11 protein-coding genes are annotated in these 13,393 nt (G+C 68.7%); 3 read left to right on the top strand and 8 right to left on the bottom strand.

All coding sequences use genetic code 11. The annotated features are described in order from the left end of the window. The 4 genes from G3N92_RS11180 to G3N92_RS11165 all read right to left on the bottom strand — a co-directional run. A partial coding sequence (locus tag G3N92_RS11180; RefSeq protein WP_206127532.1) for an alpha/beta fold hydrolase occupies positions 1–890 on the bottom strand: 890 nt, incomplete at its 3' end. Positions 891–903: 13 nt separating this feature from the next. After that, on the bottom strand, positions 904–1,803 hold the full coding sequence (locus G3N92_RS11175) for a metal-dependent hydrolase (RefSeq protein ID WP_206127531.1): 900 nt from the start codon (positions 1,801–1,803) through the stop codon (positions 904–906). After that, positions 1,800–2,729 (bottom strand): SDR family NAD(P)-dependent oxidoreductase, encoded by a 930-nt coding sequence (locus G3N92_RS11170; protein WP_206127530.1) that lies wholly within the window; start codon positions 2,727–2,729, stop codon positions 1,800–1,802. The genes G3N92_RS11175 and G3N92_RS11170 overlap by 4 nt, the downstream gene beginning before the upstream one ends. A gap of 16 nt (positions 2,730–2,745) precedes the next feature. Next, on the bottom strand, positions 2,746–4,323 hold the full coding sequence (locus G3N92_RS11165) for an NAD(P)/FAD-dependent oxidoreductase (RefSeq protein WP_206127529.1): 1,578 nt from the start codon (positions 4,321–4,323) through the stop codon (positions 2,746–2,748). A gap of 431 nt (positions 4,324–4,754) precedes the next feature. On the opposite strand from G3N92_RS11165, the gene G3N92_RS11160 reads away from it, so the two are divergent. Continuing rightward, complete coding sequence (locus tag G3N92_RS11160) at positions 4,755–5,720, top strand: LysR family transcriptional regulator (protein WP_206127528.1); 966 nt, start codon at positions 4,755–4,757, stop codon at positions 5,718–5,720. 57 nt (positions 5,721–5,777) lie between these two features. Here G3N92_RS11160 and G3N92_RS11155 read toward each other — a convergent pair whose 3' ends face one another. Further along, on the bottom strand, positions 5,778–6,266 hold the full coding sequence (locus tag G3N92_RS11155; protein WP_241014725.1) for a nuclear transport factor 2 family protein: 489 nt from the start codon (positions 6,264–6,266) through the stop codon (positions 5,778–5,780). Between the two features lie 427 nt (positions 6,267–6,693). Here G3N92_RS11155 and G3N92_RS11150 point away from each other — a divergent pair, with 427 nt between their 5' ends. After that, a complete protein-coding gene (locus G3N92_RS11150) occupies positions 6,694–8,037 on the top strand; it encodes an MFS transporter (RefSeq protein ID WP_206127527.1) in 1,344 nt (447 codons plus the stop codon). Between the two features lie 195 nt (positions 8,038–8,232). Here the strand turns inward: G3N92_RS11150 and G3N92_RS11145 are convergent, their stop codons facing one another. Further along, positions 8,233–9,303, bottom strand: a complete 1,071-nt coding sequence (locus tag G3N92_RS11145; RefSeq protein WP_206127526.1) for an Ldh family oxidoreductase — start codon at positions 9,301–9,303, stop codon at positions 8,233–8,235. 268 nt (positions 9,304–9,571) lie between these two features. Beyond that, entirely contained in the window at positions 9,572–11,146 is a 1,575-nt protein-coding gene (locus tag G3N92_RS11140) for an altronate dehydratase family protein (RefSeq protein WP_206127525.1), read from the bottom strand. 147 nt (positions 11,147–11,293) lie between these two features. Here G3N92_RS11140 and G3N92_RS11135 point away from each other — a divergent pair, with 147 nt between their 5' ends. After that, complete coding sequence (locus tag G3N92_RS11135; protein WP_206127524.1) at positions 11,294–12,247, top strand: LysR family transcriptional regulator; 954 nt, start codon at positions 11,294–11,296, stop codon at positions 12,245–12,247. Between the two features lie 81 nt (positions 12,248–12,328). Here the strand turns inward: G3N92_RS11135 and G3N92_RS11130 are convergent, their stop codons facing one another. Next, positions 12,329–13,015, bottom strand: coding sequence for a hypothetical protein (locus tag G3N92_RS11130; RefSeq protein ID WP_206127523.1), 687 nt, complete (start codon positions 13,013–13,015; stop codon positions 12,329–12,331). Positions 13,016–13,393 lie beyond the last annotated feature (378 nt).

The following is a 13,393-nucleotide window of genomic DNA, read 5'->3' as shown; positions in this document are numbered from 1 at the left end:
CGTGTGCTCTTCCGATCTGCGCTGTCCGCCGCGTTCGCCGCGAACGCCGGTTCGTACTGCGCCGCGAAGCGATCGATGCGCTCGGCGATCAGCGCCGCGTCGCGCAGCACCGTCCAATGCGGCGCGTCGATCAGTTCGCGCCGGTGCGGGCCGAGCCAGCGTTCGAGGTGTTCGGTGAGCGCGGGCGTGACGTAGCGGTCGCGCGTCGGCACGAGGATCTGCACGGGCGCCTGCGCATAGCGTTCGCGCGGCGCGCGCGCCCGCGCGATGAAGTTCGCGCGATACAGCCGGATGCCGTTCACGCCGTTGCGCAACTGGTGCGGATCGGCCTCGGCGCGAATCCGCTCGGTGCGGCGCAGCCACAGCGGCCACAGCCGCGCGCCGCCGAGCCGCCAGAACAGCGGTGGCAGCACCGGCAGATGAAAGAACGCGATGTACCACGATTTCAGCGATTGCCGAAGGTTGAAGGGCGCGCGGAACACGTGATCGAGGCACGGCCCCGAGATCGACGTATACGACAGGATGCGCCCGCGCATCGCCGGATCGGTCGCGGCCTCCCAGCTCTGGATCGATCCCCAGTCGTGCCCGACCAGATGGAACGGCCGCGTGCCGCAGGCGGCCGTGGCCACCGCCGACAGGTCGCGCGCGAGCTGGGCCATGCGGTAGGCGGCGGTCGCGCGCGGCGCGTCCGATTCGCCCGAGCCGCGCGTGTCGTAGGCGATCACGCGATAGCGCCGCTCCAGCACCGCGCGCACGCGATCCCACACGCGCGACGAATCGGGGTAGCCGTGCACCAGGATCACGGGCGGCGCGTCGCGCGGCCCGCTCAGGTGGACGGCGAGCCGCACGCCGTCCGAATCTACCGTCAGGGTGTCGCGCGGGTTCGCCATGGCGGGCCGTGCCTCAGTGCGCCGGCGCGGCGGCGGCCGGATGCAGCGGCACGCGGCGCGGCGCGGCCTCGGCGGCGAAACGCGCATTGGTTTCGTCGATCTTGGCGAGCAGATCGGGGATCTCGCTCAGATAGCGGCGGTTGTCGTAATCCCACGGATGGAAGCTCGGGCGGAAAAAGCCGAACCACTCGCCCGCGATGCCCGGAAACACGCCGCCGCGCGGCGCGTACAGGTACTTGACGAGCGTCCACATGCCCGAGAAGCGGCCGTGCTCGCGGCGGTGCGCGAACAGCAGGCGCACGTGGAAATCGAACACGATCGTCCAGAACACCGCCGTGGTGATCAGCATCGTGCTGGTGCGCAGCAGGTAGCGGCCGAGGCCCGGCTTGATCACGCGCAGCCACACGTCGTAGGAGACGGATTTGTGCTCGGTTTCCTCCATCGCGTGCCACATCCACATCTGCGTGTAGCCGTCGACCGAGCCGTCGATGCGCTCCTTGTGGCCTTCGAGCAGCAGGTTCGCGAGCATCGCCGTGTAGTGCTCGAGCGCGATCGTGATGGCGAGCTGCATCGACGGCGGCAGGTACTTCTTGAACAGGCCGAGGATCCACCACAGCCGCTTGTCGAGCTTGTGCGCGGGCAGGCCGGCCGATTGCAGCAGATCGTTGTACTCGATGTGCTCGCGCGTGTGCATCGCTTCCTGGCCGATGAAGCCGGCCACCTGCTTCTTCAGTTCGGGATCGTCGATGCGGTCGCGATAGTGGCGCACCGAATCCATGAAGAAGCGCTCGCCGGCCGGGAACAGCAGCGACAGCGCGTTCATGAAGTGGGTGACGGGCACGCCCTTCACGTGCCAGTCGCACGCGCGGTCGGGGGGCATGGCGAAACGGACGTCGCGGCGGACGGGCATCATGACGGTTCTCCCTGATTACCTGTGTTGTTGTAGGTGGAGTGGGCGGGCGCGAGCGTGCCGCCGCGCGCGGCGCGCTTGCGCGCCTTGGCCCGTTCGCGCCGGGTCGCGAGCACGACCAGCGCCTGGTAGGCGGCGGGCAGCGTGCGGGCGAGCCAGTCGGCGCCGCGCGCGTCGCGCCCGATCAGCACGCGGCGCTTGTTCCGGCGCACGCCGTGCAGGATCACGCGCGCGGCTTCTTCCGGCGTCGTGATGAAGAATTTCTCGAAGTCGTCCTTGCCCTGCTGCTCGCTGTCCACCATGAAGCCGAGCATGTTCTGCGAGATCCGGCTCGACTGCGCGATGTTGGTCTTGATGCCGCCGGGATGCACGCAGGTGGCCGACACGCCGCAGCGCATCATGTCGAGCTCCTGGCGCAGCGATTCGGTGAAGCCGCGCACCGCGTACTTCGTCGAGTTGTAGGCGCTCATGCCCGGCTGCGCGAAGATCCCGAAGATGCTCGAGGTGTTGATCACGTGGCCGTCGCCCGACGCCTTCAGGTGCGGCAGGAACGCCTTGGTGCCGTGCACCACGCCCCAGTAGTTGATGTTCATGATCCATTCGAGATCGGCGTAATCCATGCCCTCGATGGTGCTCGACAGCGCCACGCCGGCATTGTTGAACACCAGGTTCACGCGGCCGAACTGGCGTGCGGTGTCGTCGGCCCAGCGGTGCACGGCGGCGCGGTCGGCCACGTCGAGCACGCAGGTGGTGATGCGCACGGTGGGCGCGAGCGCGCGCACGATCCGCTCGGTCTCGGCGAGGCCCACGCCGTTGCGGTCGGCCAGCGCCACGTGGCAGCCGGCCTGGGCCAGTTGCAGCGCGAGCGAGCGGCCCATGCCCGAACCGGCGCCGGTGATGGCGGCAACCTTGTCGTTGAACGATTTCATCGGTGTCTCCTGGTCGTCAGACGGCCTGGGCGCTGCGCGCCGGGGCGTCGGTGGCGGCGGCAGCGCTGGCCGCGGCCGGTTGGGCATCGCGGCGCGCGGCCGCGTAGGCTTGGTAATCGGCGATCGAGAATTGCGCGGTGGCCTGCCGGAAGCGCCACGTGAAGCCTGGCCACAGCGTGGTGTTCTTGCCGGTGCGCGGGTCCAGATACCAGCTCTTGCAGCCGCCGGTGGACCAGATCGCGCGCTTCAGGCGCTGTTGCAGCCGCGCGTTGTAATCGGCCTCCACCAGCGGGCGCACCTCGATCGCATCGGCGCGTTCGCGATCCATCGCGTCGAGCGCGCCGAGGATGTATTCGATCTGCGACTCGATCATGAACACCATCGAGTTGTGGCCGAGGCCGGTGTTCGGGCCGACGATCATGAAGAAGTTCGGATAGCCGGGCAGCGTGGTGCCGAGGTAGGCGTGCGCGCCGTCGCGCCAGGTGTCGACGATGTCGACGCCGTTGCGCCCGCGGATCACGCCGCGCGGATACGGGTCCGCCACCTGGAAGCCGGTGCCGTAGATCAAACAGTCGACTTCGTGGCGCTGGCCGCTCTCGGTCACCACCGCGTGCGGCTCGATGCGCGCGATCGGATCGGTGACCACGTCCACGTTGGCGCGCGTGAGCGCCGGGTAGTAGTCGTTCGAGATCAGCACGCGCTTGCAGCCGAGCGTGTAGTCGGGCGTGACGGTGGCGCGCAGCGCCGGGTCGGGAATCTGCTTGCGGATGTGGCGCTCGGCCACCTTCTGCACGATCTTCATGATGCCGGGGTGGATCGCGAAGCCGAGCACGCGCGATTCGAGCATCCAGTAGCGGCTCGAGCGCGCGAGCTTCTGCGTGAACGGCAGCGTGCGGAACATCCACTGTTCGAGGCGCGTGAGCTGGCGGTCGGGCTTCGGCATGATCCACGGCGGCGTGCGCTGGAACAGCGCGAGCTGCGCCACGCGCGGGGCGATCTGCGGCACGAACTGGATCGCGCTCGCGCCGGTGCCGATCACGGCCACGCGCTTGCCGCGCAGGTCGTACTGATGATCCCAGTGCTGCGAGTGGAACGCGTGGCCCTGGAAGCTGTCGAGGCCGTCGATCTGCGGCAGCGCCGCGCGCGACAGGCCGCCCATGCCCGACACCAGCACGCGCGCCGACACCTGCTTGCCGTTCGCGAAGCTCAGACGCCAGCGGTGCGCCACGTCGTCGTATTCGGCGCAGGCCAGCTCGTGGCCGAGGCGCAGGTAGGGCGCCACGCCGAACTGCTCGACGCAGCGTTCCAGATAGGCGCGGATTTCGGGTTGCGGCGCGAACGCGCGCGTCCAGCGCGGGTTCGGGGCGAACGAGAACGAATAGACATGCGAAGGCACGTCGCAGGCGCAGCCGGGGTAGTGGTTGTCTCGCCAGGTGCCGCCCACCGTGGCGGCCTTCTCGAATACCGCGAAATCGCCACGGCCCTTCTGGCGCAGCCGGATCGCCATGCCGAGGCCGGCAAAGCCGGTTCCGATGATGGCGATGTCGACGGATTCGGGCACGCCGTCTGAGTCGGGCAGGGTACGGGCATTCATGCAGTGTCTCCGTGCTGGTTCATTTTTAAATGTGACATTGACGGATGTAACGATAGTCGGTGACGGGCGAAACCGCAAGCGAGTAGATGGCGGCCTCTAGCGTCGCGCAGCGGCCGATGCTGCGTTGCAATTCCTTGAATCGAAAGGGAAATTTTTTTGCGCGCCGCGCGGGCGGCGACGCGTCGGTGAAAACACGTAGGCGGGCCGGTGCGCCGATCTCGCGCGGGTAGGCGAAATCGGCGGCGGGTTGGCGGCTGATGGATGGCGGTTGGGCGGCGGGTTTGCGGGCAGCCGGCGCGGCGCATCCAGTGCCTCTGCGCGCGGCGCGATTGGTCGCCCCGCGCGAATAATCGCGGTGCCTCTTGAATCGCGATGGCCCGAAGCTCTATCCTGTTCCGTTGGCCGTTTGAAAAGCAAGAAAGGGGGATTTGATGGACCGTTTACAGGCGATGCAGGTTTTTACGCGCGTGGTCGATGCAAATAGCTTCACGCGCGCTGCGGAAACGCTCTCGATACCGCGGGCTTCCGTCACGACGATCATCCAGAACCTCGAAGCGCTGCTCGGCGTGCGCCTGCTGCACCGCACCACCCGGCGGCTCTCGCTGACGCCCGAAGGCGCCGGCTATTACGAGCACTGCGTGCGGATCCTGACCGAAATCTCGGAGGCCGACGCGAGCTTCCAGGTCGGCAACCGCAAGCCGCGCGGGGCGCTGCGCGTGCACATGCCGTCCTCGCTCGGGCGGCGCGTGGTGCTGCCGGCGCTGCCGCTGTTCCACGAGCGCTATCCCGACATCGAGCTGCATTTCGGCATGGCCGACCGGCCCGTCGATCTGGTGCGCGACGGCTACGACTGCGAGATCCGGGTGGGGCCGCTGGAGGATTCGTCGATGGTGGCGCGGCGCGTGGGCGTCATGAATCGCGTCAGTTGCGCATCGCCGGGCTATCTGGAGAAGTTCGGCGAGCCGAAGACGATCGAGGAGCTCGACCATCACCGCGCCGTGAATTTCGCCTATGCGAGCGGCGGGCGCGCGATGCCGTGGACGTTCCTGGTGGACGGCAAGCTGCGCGAGGTGCGCATGAATTCGATCGTCACCGTCAACGATTCGGACGGCTACGTCACCTGCGCGCTCGAAGGCTTCGGGCTGATCCAGCCCACGCTGTTCTCGGTGATCCCGCACCTGATGGACGGCTCGCTGGTGGAGGTGCTGCAGGGCGTGTATCCGAAGCCGAAGCCGATCTCGATCGTCTATCCGCACAACCGCCATCTGTCGATGACGGTGCGCGTGTTCGCCGACTGGGTGGCCGAGCTGTTCGCGGCGGTGCCGGCGCTGGAGAACGATCCGGCCAAGCGGATCATGCCGGGCGTGAAGAAGGAGCGGGGCGCGTTGGTAGCCTGATTGCCGCTCGATTCCTGCCAGGCGGCGAGCCGGTGTCGTGCCGGCCCGCCGCCTTTTTCATTGCGCCGCCTTCTGCGGCAGCGGCACCGCCTGACGGGCCAGCAGCCGCCAGCCGTCGCGGTGATGCTTCCAGACCTGCAGCACGCCGATGTGCGAGCGCGTGACCGAGCCGTCCGGCTGGTTGTTCTCCGAATCGAACACGTGACGCACGATCGCGTTGTCGCCGACCACCTTGACGGTCTGGTCCGACAGCGTGACCGACTTGAACGCGTGCGTGCCCACCAGATCCTTCATGAACTCGGCGCGATCCTCGATCTTGCCGGCCGAGTGGCCGTAGCTCAATTGCGGCTCGGTCAGCTTCGTCAGCGTGGCCGCATCGCCGGATACCAGCGCCGCGCGCAGTTGCTCCGACGCCTGCGCGACGGCGGCTTCGCCGCCAGCCGGGGCGGTGGCCGCACCGGCGCTCAGGCTGGCCGCGGCCAGCGCGGCGGCGAGCAGGGCGTTCACGGCGAGCAAGGCGGGCTTCCGGATCATTTGACGTGCCATCGGGTATCTCCTGGTTGGGTTTGAACTGTCGTCTGATGACGATTCGGAACGTTATTCCATTTTTGTTTTTCGGCGCATCGAGGTAAACCCGGCGAGCATCGCAGGATAAGCGAGGCGACCCGGCAGAATCGACCGGGCAGGGGCTGCAATGCGGAACGAAGTTCCGTACTTGTACGACATGCGACCAGAACCCCGGCGCGGCGGCCCGGCGCGATGCGCTAGGGCTTACCCGGCAACGGGTTAGCCCCTAACGCGCGATAAGCGAATGGAATCGCTCCCCTGCAAAATTTGATTGGATTTTCATCGCCGGCCGCCTGTATGTTTGTCGGAACCGGTACCTTGCGCGACGCCGGTCAGGAGCGGGTTTCGAGATGCCGGCCCGATGGGGCGGCGCATACATAGAACGAGACTGTCAGGAGACACCACGATGAAGCCAAGCACCCCCACGGCGCTGCCGGCCGACGCCGAATCGCCGCAGGCACTCGCGCGCGACGCGGCCACCCCGCGGATCCGCCGCACCCAGCGCACCGCGCTTGCGCTGCTGTTGATGGCGGGCGTGGTCAACTATCTCGACCGTTCGACGCTCGCGATCGCCACGCCGCTGATTCGTCAGGACCTCGGTTTCTCGGTGCCGCAGATGGGCCTGCTGCTGTCGGCCTTCCTGTGGGCCTATGCGTTCGCGCAATTGCCGGCCGGCATGCTGATCGACCGGCTCGGCGCGCGCGTCACGCTGGCCGCGAGCCTCGCGCTGTGGTCGATCGCGCAGACCTTCGGCGGCATGGTCAACGGCTTCACGCAGTTCTTCGCGGCGCGCATGGTGCTCGGCGTGGGCGAGGCGCCGCAGTTCCCCACCAGCGCGAGGATCGTGCGCGACTGGTTCGCCAAGCACGAGCGCGGTTCCGCCACCGGCATCTGGAACAGCTCGTCGACGCTCGGCACGGCAATCTCCGCGCCGCTGCTGACGGTGCTGATGCTGAACCTCGGCTGGCGCTGGATGTTCATCGTGATGGGCGTGGCGGGGCTCGGGCTGTCGCTGGCCTTCTACCTGCTGCACCGCGATCCGCGTCACGTGCAGCTGACGCAGCGCGAACGCGAATATCTCGACGACACCGAAGGCGTGGCCAGCGTGCGGCCGACCTGGGCCGACTGGCGCCATCTGCTGCATTACCGCACCACCTGGGGCATGCTGCTCGGCTTCTTCGGCACGATCTACGTGCTGTGGCTCTACAACGCCTGGCTGCCCACCTACCTGCAGATGGAGCATCACCTGACGATCGCGCGCACCGGCTGGGTGGCCGCCGTGCCGTATCTGTTCGGCGTGGTCGGCAGCCTGTCGGGCGGCAAGATCTGCGACGTGCTGGCCCGGCGCGGCGTCTCGCAGATCAACAGCCGCAAGTATCCGATGGTCGCATCGCTGCTCGGCATCGCCGTGTTCACGACGCTGACCGCGCTGACCGACAACACCGCGCTCGCGATCACCTTCATCTCGGTGTCGATGTTCCTGATGTACATCTCGTCGAGCGCGGCCTGGGCGATGGCCTCGGTCGCCGCGCCGGCCAATTCGACGGCCTCGATCGGCGCGATGCAGAACTTCGGCGGCTATTTCGGCGGCGCGCTCGCGCCGGTCGTGACGGGCTTCATGGTGCAGGCCTCGCACTCGTTCAAGCCGGCGCTGTATGTCGGCGCGAGCGTGGTGGTGGTGGCGATGATCGGCTACTGGTTCCTGGTGGGCGAGCCGGTGCCGCTGCGCGAGCAACGCGCGGAAGGCTGAACCCGGCGGTTTCGGACGAAGAAAAACCCCGCGCGATGGGTTCGCGCGGGGGTTTTTCGTTTGAGGCGTTCCGTGCGTTTGAGGCGTTCCGTGCGTTCGATGCGCCCGATGCACTCGACGCACTCGACGCACTCGACGCGCCCGACGCGCCCGACGCGCCCGATGCACCCGATGCCCCCGAACCGAACCGCGCGTTCAGCCCGCGAGCGGCGCGGGCAGCTTCAGGTCGTAACGCTGGGCGCAGGCTTCCAGCGCCGGCGCGATCGCGGCATGCAACTGCACGCCGTCGCGCAGTTGCTCGCGCTTGCGCGCGAGGCCGCGGTCGCCCGGCATGCGTACCGACGAGAAACCGGGGCGCGGCGGGTTGTTGCGGCAGGCGTCGGCGATCCAGTCCATCTGCCGCTTGAAATCGGCCTCGCCGCCGAACGCGCTCGGATCGTACAGCGACAGATGCACGGTCGCGCCCCAGCCTTCGGCCGGATCGGCGCGGCCGAAGCCGGCCAGGCCGCCCGTCATCGCCTCGATCAGCAGCGCCATGCCGAAGCCCTTGTGGCCGAACGGCAGCCCGCCCAGCGGCAGGATCGTGCCGGGCGGCGTGGTGGACAGCACGGCCGGGTCGCGGCTCGGGTTGCCGCCGGCGTCGAGCAGCACCTCGTCCTCGAACTGCTGGCCGGCCTTGGCGAGCCGGCCGCTCATGCCGTTGGTGACGAGCGAGGCCGAGATGTCGATCAGGAACGGCGTGCCTGAGGTGGGAATGCCGGCCGAGATCGGGTTCGGCGTGAACACGGCGCGGGTGCCGCCGAACGGCGCGACGCTCTGGCCGGACGGATCGGAGCAGCCGAGCACGATCATGAAGCCCTCGGCGGTGGCGCGCTCCAGGTAGCTGGCGAGGCAGGCGATATGGTGGCTGCGGCGGATCACGAGCGTGGCGCTGCCGTAGCGGCGCGCGCGCTCGGCGAGCGTGTCGATGCCGGCCAGCACCAGCGACGGCCCCGGCAGGCGGCGGCCGTCCCACAGCAGCGCCGCGCCGCGGTCGGACAGCACCTCGGGCGCGCCCGAGCGGGTCATGGTGCCGCGTTCGATCTCGCCCACATAGGCGGCGAGCTGGGCGAGGCCGTGCGTGTCGTGGCCCATCAGGTCGCCGTCGACGAGGATCTCGGCGACGGCCTGCGCGTGCGGCGCATCGAGCCCGGCAGCGGCGAGCAGCGCATGCGCGAAGGCTTGCAGTTCGGGGGCGGAATAACGGACGGGAGCGGGCTGGGTCATGGCTTGATCGGTGGCTGTGATGTCGGTGGAAGGGGATGCGGGGTGAGTTTGCACGGCGCGTGTGGCGATGGGGCGTCACGCCGGGGAGCGCGATGAGGCGATGAGGCGGTGAGGCGATGCTACGCGATCGTCGGCAGGCCCGTGCCGTCGCCCGGCCCGGTGTCGCGCGATCGCGCTGCAGGGCGGTGCCGGAACAACGCGAGCCGGCCGCCGGGCGCGAACGCGCGAGCCGGCATCCGGCCCGCGCCTGCCCGGCGCCAGCGTTCGCTCAGAGCGTCGCGCCCAGTTGCCACGGCACGAACTCGTTCTGCCCGTAACCGTGGATTTCGCTTTGCGTGCGCGCGCCCGACGCGGTGGCCAGCATGCGCTCGAAGATCCGCTGGCCGAGCGCGTCGATGCTGGCGCCGCCGTCGAGGATCGCGCTGCAATCCACGTCGATGTCCTCGGCCTGCCGCTGCCACAGCGCGGCGTTGGTGCCGAGCTTCAGCGATGGCGAAGGCGCGCAGCCGTAGGCGGAGCCGCGGCCGGTGGTGAAGCACAGCAGGTTCGCGCCGCCCGCCACCTGGCCGGTGGCGGACACCGGGTCGTAGCCCGGCGTATCCATGAACACGAGCCCCTTGGCGCGCACCGGCTCGGCGTAGCGGTAGACGTCGACGAGGTTGGTGGTGCCGGCCTTGGCCACCGCGCCGAGCGATTTCTCGAGGATCGTGGTCAGGCCGCCAGCCTTGTTGCCGGCCGACGGGTTGTTGTTCATGTTGGCGTTCATGATCCGGCAGTATTCCTCCCACCAGCGGATCCGCGCCATCAGCTTCTCGCCCACCTCGGGCGACACGGCGCGGCGCGTCAGCAGATGCTCGGCGCCGTAGATCTCGGGCGTCTCCGACAGGATCGCGGTGCCGCCGTGCGCCACCAGCCGGTCGACGGCCGCGCCGAGCGCCGGGTTCGCGGTGATGCCCGAGTAGCCGTCCGAGCCGCCGCATTGCAGGCCGACGACCAGATGGCTGGCGTCCACCGGCTCGCGCCGCACGGCGTTGGCGCGCGGCAGCATCGCCTTGACGGCCGCCACACCGGCCGCCACCGTGGCCGCGGTGCCGCCGCTGGCCTGGATCGTCATGGTTTCGAGCGCCGCGCCCGTGTCGATCGCCTGATCGCGCAGCAGCGCGTCGATCTGGTTCGTCTCGCAGCCCAGCCCCACGATCAGCACGCCCGCGAAGTTCGGATGCCGCGCGTAGCCGCCGAGCGTGCGGCGCAGCACCGCGATCGGCTCGCCGTCGGCGGCGGTGCCGCAGCCGAGGCCGTGCGTCAGCGCCACCACGCCGTCCACGTTCGGGAACGCGTCCAGCGCCTCGGGGCGGATGTCGCGGCGGAACTGGTCGGCGATCGCGCGCGCGGCCGTGGCCGAGCAGTTCACCGAAGTCAGGATGCCGATGTAATTGCGCGTGGCGACGCGGCCGTCGGCGCGCACGATGCCCTGGAATTGCGCGCGTGCGGCCGCCGTTTGCGTCGGCTTCGCATCGGCGCCGAACGCGCCGTCGCGCTCGAATTCGCCCATCGACAGGTTGTGAACGTGCACATGCTCGCCGGCCTCGATCGCCTGCGACGCGAAGCCGATGATCTGGCCGTAGCGGCGCACCGGCGCGCCGGCGGCCACCGCGCGCAGCGCCACCTTGTGGCCGGCCGGGATCAGCCCGCGCACCGGCAGATCGGCGCCGATCGATGCGCCCGCAACGAGTTGCCGGCGGGCGATTGCGACGTCGTCGTCGGGGTGCAGCGTGACCGCGTTCGGTTGGGGTGGCGCGGAGGCGGGCGTGCCGGTGTCGGCGTGGGGGGTATCGAGCTTCATCGATCGTCTCGTCTGGATTGGGGTGCGGGGCGTGTGTCTCGTGCACGCCCACTTCGCTGCACTGTAGGCAGCGCGGCGATAAACGTCCAATCGAAGAATTGTTAGACTCGATTCCTTTCGGTTATCGCCGAGCGCGGGATTACCCTCATGGATCGTCATCGCCCCCTGCTGTCCGCCACGCTGCCGCCGAAGCTGCGGTTCCGGCATCTGCAGTTGCTCGAACTGCTGGGCCGCACCCGCAACCTGCGCGCGGCGGCCGAGCAGATGCACGTCACGCAGCCGGCCGCCACCAAGATCCTCGGCGATATCGAAACCATGTTCGGCGCGCGCCTGTTCGAGCGGCTGCCGCGCGAGATGCGGCCCACCGATCTCGGGCAGTTGGCGATCCGCTACGCGAGCAGCGCGATGGCCGATCTCGGCAAGTTCGCGAACGAATTCGTCACGCAGCAGGGCGGCGGTTACGGGCACCTGACGGTCGGCGCGATCTCGGCCTCGGCCGCGCAACTGGTGATCGCGGCGGTGCGCGAGATCCAGCGGCAGCGCCCGCGGCTCGTCATCAAGCTGGTGGAGCAGAGCAGCGATCAGCTCGCGATCTGGCTCGAACAGAAGCAGCTCGACCTGATGATCGGCCGGCTGACCGAGCCGCGCCATCGCGCGATCTTCGATGCGGTGGAGCTGTCGGACGAGCCGGTGCGCGTGGTGGTGGGCCGCCATCATCCGCTGCTGAAGGCGCGCCGCGTGGACGTGGCCGATCTCGGCGCTTGGCCGTGGATTCTCTATCCGCCGCCCACGGCGATCCGCCAACTGTTCGAGGAGACGTTCGCCGGCGCGGGGCTGGTCGCGCCGGTCGGCATGGTGGAGACGCCGTCGATCTTCTCCACGCTCGAGCTGCTGCAATCGACCGACATGGTGTCGTTGCAGCCGCAATCGGTGGTGCGCAAGTTCGTCGACGAGGGCCTGCTCGCGTATCTGCCGGTGGAGATCCGCCGCAGCATGAGCCACTACAGCGCGATCACGCGCAAGCACGAGGTGGCGTCGCCGCAGATGGAGGAGTTCATCGCGATTCTCAGGCGGCGCGCGCGCGGCGACGCGGCGGGCTGAGCGGATCGGCGCGGCGAACGCCGCGCGCGGAGGAAACCGGCCCGCCGATCTTCAACGGGCCGGCGAGCGTGGAACGCGCGATCAGGAAACGTTCGCGCTGCAGCTCGGGTACGGCGCCTTCTCGCCCGGCACGATCGGGCAGACCTTCAGCGGCATCAGGTTGCGCACGCGCTGCAGCCACATGGCGGCGTCGATCGGCACCGGCTTGGCCGATTGCGGGCCGCGCTCGGCCCATTGCAGCGTGTACAGCTCCTTCGCGCCCTTCACGACGGTGATCGCCGTGGTTTCGCTGTGGCCCGCGCTGGCGGCGGCGTTGCCGCAACTGACGACCATCGAGAACGCATCGCTGCCGTTCAGCTTGCCGTCGAAGATGCCCTTGGCCGCGAAGGTTTGCGGGCAGGCCTTCTGGAAGCCGGCCGCGATGCTGGTGGCGTAGCTCTTCGCGTCCGCTTCGGGGTGCTTGGCGATCACGTTCTGCGCGCCCGTCAGCGTGATCATCTGCGACCAGTTCGCGTTGGTTTCGCCGGGCAGCACCCATTCGTGCGCGTAGTCGTCGCCGCGCGTGCCTTCGTAGATCGACACGAAGCGCGTGGGCAGGCGGAAGTAGACGAGCTGGCTGTAGATCGGCGCGATCGTCGCGATCACGGGCAGCACCGGCTGGGCGGTTTGCGGCGCGGCGGGCGCGGGCGTTTGCGCGTGGGCGCCGGTGGCGAGCGTCAGGGTCAGCAGCGAACCCGCGATCAGCGCGGTGTATCGGATAACACGCATGATGGCCTCGTGGATGGTGGGCGTCGATGTCGATAGCGTCGGATGCGCCATCTCTAGGCAGGCAATGTAGCGCAATCCTTGCGGATTGGTCGATGGTTTTACGCTCTGCAACATGTTTTGTTATCGATTCCGCGCTGCGATGCGGCATTCGCGTTAACAATCTTTCGGCCCTGGAAGATGGGGCCGGGCGATGGCAAGGCGAGTGCGAATGTACCTATGGACGATGCGCGGTTTTCATCGATGGTTGCGGATGCATCCATTTTCATTTTGATTCGGAATTCGAATCAAATGGCGGGTGGCGAAGCGCCGCGCTGCGGCGGCGCGGCGAGGGGCGATCGTGCCTGCGGGCGGCGGCGGCGGCGGGGCGGGGCGGGCGGC

It is taken from the genome of Burkholderia sp. Ac-20379, from assembly GCF_017104645.1.
Classification (GTDB): domain Bacteria; phylum Pseudomonadota; class Gammaproteobacteria; order Burkholderiales; family Burkholderiaceae; genus Burkholderia.
The sequence above is the reverse complement of the archived record's forward strand: the minus strand, read 5'-3'. Positions and strand labels throughout refer to the sequence as shown.

Bases quoted from the DNA above. Each gene is read 5' to 3' on its own strand.
- G3N92_RS11175 (WP_206127531.1), bottom strand. From the start codon at position 1,803: ATGATGCCCGTCCGCCGCGACGTCCGTTTCGCCATGCCCCCCGACCGC.
- G3N92_RS11170 (WP_206127530.1), bottom strand. From the start codon at position 2,729: ATGAAATCGTTCAACGACAAGGTTGCCGCCATCACCGGCGCCGGTTCG.
- G3N92_RS11165 (WP_206127529.1), bottom strand. From the start codon at position 4,323: ATGAATGCCCGTACCCTGCCCGACTCAGACGGCGTGCCCGAATCCGTC.
- G3N92_RS11160 (WP_206127528.1), top strand. From the start codon at position 4,755: ATGGACCGTTTACAGGCGATGCAGGTTTTTACGCGCGTGGTCGATGCA.
- G3N92_RS11155 (WP_241014725.1), bottom strand. From the start codon at position 6,266: ATGGCACGTCAAATGATCCGGAAGCCCGCCTTGCTCGCCGTGAACGCC.
- G3N92_RS11150 (WP_206127527.1), top strand. From the start codon at position 6,694: ATGAAGCCAAGCACCCCCACGGCGCTGCCGGCCGACGCCGAATCGCCG.
- G3N92_RS11145 (WP_206127526.1), bottom strand. From the start codon at position 9,303: ATGACCCAGCCCGCTCCCGTCCGTTATTCCGCCCCCGAACTGCAAGCC.
- G3N92_RS11140 (WP_206127525.1), bottom strand. From the start codon at position 11,146: ATGAAGCTCGATACCCCCCACGCCGACACCGGCACGCCCGCCTCCGCG.
- G3N92_RS11135 (WP_206127524.1), top strand. From the start codon at position 11,294: ATGGATCGTCATCGCCCCCTGCTGTCCGCCACGCTGCCGCCGAAGCTG.
- G3N92_RS11130 (WP_206127523.1), bottom strand. From the start codon at position 13,015: ATGCGTGTTATCCGATACACCGCGCTGATCGCGGGTTCGCTGCTGACC.